Source organism: Nodosilinea sp. FACHB-131, from assembly GCF_014695395.1.
In the GTDB taxonomy this organism is placed as follows: domain Bacteria; phylum Cyanobacteriota; class Cyanobacteriia; order Phormidesmidales; family Phormidesmidaceae; genus Nodosilinea.
Genome location: NZ_JACJOF010000001.1, coordinates 1 through 3,399, shown reverse-complemented (window position 1 = coordinate 3,399; position 3,399 = coordinate 1). Strand labels below are relative to the sequence as shown.

Below are 3,399 nucleotides of genomic sequence, written 5' to 3'. Positions count from 1 at the left end.
ATATTGCAATAAGCGGCATTGACCCGTAAAAAACGACGAGTTTGAGCGTCCAATAAGGCTTTGCCTACACTCGTTATGTTGAACATGGCCCGAAAGTCGGCTTCGCTCTGATGCAGATCGGCTTCAGCCTGCTCTCTCTGCTGCAGCGATCGTCGGGTTTGCTCTTGAGCAATGCGCAATGACCCTACCAGAAAACTGATGACTAACCCCTGGATCATAAAGAGGGCCATTCTGACCCCTGCCGAAAAACTGAGGCCAAACCCAAAGGCTGGGCTCAAAAACAGGTAGTTGGCGCTCAGCACCGACAACAGGGTTGCGGTTACCCCTGGTCCTCGGCCTCCATACCAGGCGCTGATGGTAACGGCTCCAAAGAAAAGTAAAAACGGTGCCTGGCTGAGTCGAGCATAGGGATCGAAGGTCAACATCAGCAGCGTCGCCAAGAGTACGGCTGCAATCGCCACCCCGTAGCTTAGGATTTGCCGTTTGAACCTAATCATCCAGCCACTCAGGAGAATAGTCAGGGTAGGGGAGCTAGAAACAATCGCTAAGGTGAATCACAAGCTTATGTCTAAGTTGCTGGGTCAAGTAGACATACCTCTGTCAATTATCTACCACCAGAGAGAGCTGGTAATCTATCTATGGGGTGAACACACACCACCCCATAGATTCTTTTGAGTGGAGCTGCTGGAGTTAATGACAGTGACTTTATGAGCGGTAGTTAAGTACACCAGTATTTAAATGAAATAGATTTCTGCGAGCATTGGTCTTAGCTTTAAAGCGGGTGGGAACGCTGATTGTGACGGCACCCTCTGCGGTAGAAGTGCTCCACGTGCTCAGTTAATGACGCCGTTTAATTAGCGCAAATACAACGGTGGTGTTGACGTTCCTAGTAACGGTAAATAGATGGTAAACGTGGTGCCTAGCCCTTCCCCTAGGCTTGCTACCACAATGTTGCCATCATGCAGCTCAACCAGTTGTTGTACGATAGCTAGGCCCAAACCCAAGCCTCCAGCAGTGCGCGTAGTCGAACTATCAGCCTGGCGGAAATAGTCAAACACATGGGGAAGAATATCCGCTCGAATCCCTTGACCGGTGTCGCTGACTTTGATTTTCACCTCCTCCAACTGCTGCTCTAGGCGAATCTCTACCTGCCCGCCGTCTGGCGTAAATTTGATCGCGTTCGAAAGCAGGTTTTCAATAATTTGTATCAGGCGATCGCGATCGCCTAACACTTCACCTATTGCCTCATCCAAATGAGCGCTAAGCTGAATGGACTTAGCTTGGGCGTTGGGTAGTGCCGTTTGAATTGCTGCCTCGATAACTGGCTTTAGTTCCATAGCCTGCCGGTTGAGCAGTAGCTTGCCCCGCAGCAGTCGGGAAATGTCTAGAAGGTTCTCAATTAGCTGGGTTTGCAAGCGAGCATTGCGCTCAATGGTCTGTAGGGCACGAGCTGTGGTAGCGGCATCGAATTCGCGCGTTTGCAGCGTCTGTGCCCAGCCCAAAATGGCATTGAGTGGAGTGCGCAGCTCATGGGAGACGATTGCCAAAAACTCGTCCTTTAAGCGATTGGCCTGCTCTAGTTCCACCGCTTGATGCCGCAAGGCGTTGAGGGCAACTTGCAGCTCCCGCCGCCGCAGGCTGACCTCGTCCACTAAAGCCCCTAGATCGTGGCTTTGACTGGCCAATTCCTGCTGTAGTCGGTCGCGTACCCGCTTAAGAGCAGTTAAATTACCAACCCGCGCCTTGAGTTCCTCCACCGAAAATGGTTTTGTTAGATAGTCTTGAGCACCCTGACGCAGCATCTGCACGCGTAGCTCGTCATCGGCTTTGGCCGTCAGCATGACCACGGGCGTAGCGTTTAGCTCGGGGTAAGTACGCAACTGTTGTACCATCTGGTCGCCGCTCAGAGATGGCATCATCACATCGCTGAGAATTAGATCGGGCTGGAGGGCAATGGCCTGCGCTAGCCCGTCTTGCCCGTTGACGGCGGTAGCCGTGCGATACTCTGAAGCCAGCGTGGTCGTGATGAACCGATTCATCTCTGGGTTGTCTTCTACCACTAGCACCAGAGGTTTACTCAAGAGATGCTCTGACGTAAACGCGTCGGGCTGAGGTACCGAGCGGAGCTCCTCGGCCATGAGGGCGGCCAGCTCTGGGTCTTGCCCCTGATTAAGGGCAGCAGCCCCCACGGCACTATCGTGAGGAGCCAGCAGCGGTAGCTGAACGACAAACTGGGCACCGCCACTGGGGGCATCACCCACTGCAATCGTGCCACCTTGTAGCTCGGCAAATTCTTTGGCGATCGCTAGACCCAAGCCCGTGCCACCAAACCGCCGGGTAGTACCGCCTTCCCCTTGGCTAAACCGCTCAAAGATAGTATCCCGCAGCGCTACTGGCACGCCCGCACCGCTATCCTGCACTGAGAGAACAATGCGATCGCTTTGAGTGGATTCCTCGTCTAAGCCCCCGTCGCTGGCTATGTCCTGGGCGTGAGCAGTAGTTAGCTGGCAATTCACCGTGCCGCCGTTGGGGGTAAATTTAAACGCGTTAGAAATTAAATTGAGCAGAATGCGCTGTACCTTGGCCCCATCGACCTGTGCTTGCAGATTCTCAGGGGCGTCAATAGTAAAAGTAATTTGCTTTTCCTCAGCCAAGCCGTCAAAGTTAGCCGCCGTCAGGCGTACTAGCTGCGCCACATCAATCTGCTCGTAGGTGGGCACCATCCGGCCCGCCTCTAGCTTGGATACATCCAAAAGATCATTGACCTGCTTGAGCAATAGCCGAGCATTGCGGTGAACAAGCTCAAGATCGAGACGGTGCTCTTGGCCCAAGTTAGTCTGGTGCAACAGTTTCTCTACTGGCCCCAAGATCAAAGCTAGGGGGGTGCGCAGTTCGTGGCTGACGTTGGCAAAAAACTGAGTTTTGAACTGATCGACTTCCTTAAGCTGTTCGTTGAGGGACTCCAATTGATTGTTGGCTACTTCTAGGTGCGATCGCCGCTCCTCGGAAAGTTTGGCCGACTCGACTAGGGCTAACGCCTGGGGCACTAGAAACGGCAGAATTATGGCAGTGGTTACGGAGGCTATTGCCGTCACCACCTTCAAGGCTCCCGAAAGCCAGTAGGTCGGGTGCCACAGCGTCCAGACAGCCATAAAGTGCGTGCTGCCGCAGGCCACAATAAAAGAGCCAAACGCGAGAAACATCCAGTGAAATGGAATCTCACGGCGGGTCTTGTAAACCAAATAGGCAAGAGTTCCTGAGATAGCCACATAGGCTAAGCCAATCAATAAGTCTGAGAGCAGATGTAGCCAAACCAGCCCTGGCTTCCACAAGTAGCAATGCCCGTGAGGGATAAACCCATTTACTGCAAATAGCGGACTCCACCAGTCTGAAAAAACG

General features: G+C 53.1%; 2 protein-coding genes. Both read right to left on the bottom strand.

Annotated features, from left to right (window positions below; all coding sequences use genetic code 11):
• The coding region (locus tag H6F75_RS00010; RefSeq protein ID WP_190747993.1) for a DUF4118 domain-containing protein at positions 1-497 on the bottom strand (497 nt) is incomplete at its 3' end.
• Positions 498-854: 357 nt separating this feature from the next.
• Positions 855-3,152, bottom strand: a complete 2,298-nt coding sequence (locus H6F75_RS00005; protein ID WP_199303685.1) for an ATP-binding protein — start codon at positions 3,150-3,152, stop codon at positions 855-857.
• Positions 3,153-3,399 lie beyond the last annotated feature (247 nt).